Origin of the sequence: Streptomyces sp. NRRL WC-3618, assembly GCF_001280005.1 — a bacterium.
In the GTDB taxonomy this organism is placed as follows: Bacteria; Actinomycetota; Actinomycetes; order Streptomycetales; family Streptomycetaceae; genus Streptomyces.
On the sequence record NZ_LGDW01000246.1, the window covers coordinates 1 to 1,160 of the forward strand.

Annotated in this window: 1 protein-coding gene; it reads right to left on the reverse strand. The window is 72.2% G+C overall.

From position 1 onward, the window contains the following. Nucleotides 1-212: 212 nt before the first annotated feature. Nucleotides 213-1,160 (reverse strand): serine hydrolase domain-containing protein (locus ADL01_RS21445; RefSeq protein WP_053743654.1); only part of this gene is annotated, 948 nt, incomplete at its 5' end.

Sequence of the window (1,160 nt, forward strand, 5' to 3'; positions counted from 1 at the left end):
GAAGCGACCGTACGGCGTACCCGGGCCCGAGCGGGGCGCGATCCGTGAAGTCGACTCTTTGCGCGGCTTTCAGGTTCGCGGGGACTCTCACGGCGATCTGGGCGCACGTGCACCCGGAGGACGGGCATTGGCGCTGCCACGCTCGCCTCCCGTCCGGGGCTGTAGGCCGCGTACACCGCTTCGGAACGGCCGAGGACTACCGGAGGAGACACTCAGACGGTCGCGGCGTAGGTCCAGAAGTCGCGCATCCACGTGGGGAAGGCAGGACCGGGCAGGCCGCAGGGGGTGAAGAGGACGGTGACCGTGTCGGTCGACGGGTCGATGTGCGCGGCGGTGCCGGTGCCGCCCACCCATCCGTAGCGGCCGGGGGTGTTCCACGGCTCCGTGGCGGTGACGTCGACCGACCCGCCGTAGCCCCACCCCTGGCCCTGGAGGAAGAGGTCGCCCTCGTCGCGCTGGTCCGCGGTGAGGTGATCCGTCGTCATGAGGCGTACGGACTCCGGGGAGAGGACCGTGCCGCCGCCGGCAAGCAGCATGCGGCCGAAGGCGTGCCAGTCCGCGACGGTGGACACCAGGCCCCCCGCGCCCGAGGCGAAGGCGGGCGGGGTGGACCAGGCGCCGTCGGCGGCATCGGCGAAGGTGTGGGTGCCGTCAGGGGCTGTCAGGTAGTAGGGGGTGAGGCGGTCGCGCTCCGATGCCGGTACGGCGAAGGCCGTGTCCTTCATCCCGAGCGGCTCGAAGATCCGCTCGGCCAGGAACTCCGGCAGCCCACGCCCCGCGGCCCGTGCCACCAGCACGCCTTGCAGGTCGGAGCTGGCGTTGTACAGGAACGCCTCTCCGGGCTGCCGCAGCAAGGGGATGCCGGCGAGGGCGGCGACCCACTCGTCCGGACTCAGCGGCGACCGCGGACCTCCGTTGTACACGGCCACGTCCGCGAACAGGGGCTGAAGGGCGGGCGCGGTGAAGTCGGCCCCGAAGCCCCATCCCGAGCGGGACGACAGGACGTCTTCCACGGTGACGGGACGGACGGCCGGCACCACGTCGTCCAGCTCGCTCGCGGGAGTGCGGACAACCTTCAGGGACGCCAGTTCTGGCAGCCAGCGCGCGATCGGCGCGTCCAGGGTGAGCACACCGTCGTCGACGAGCGCCAGCACCGCGGC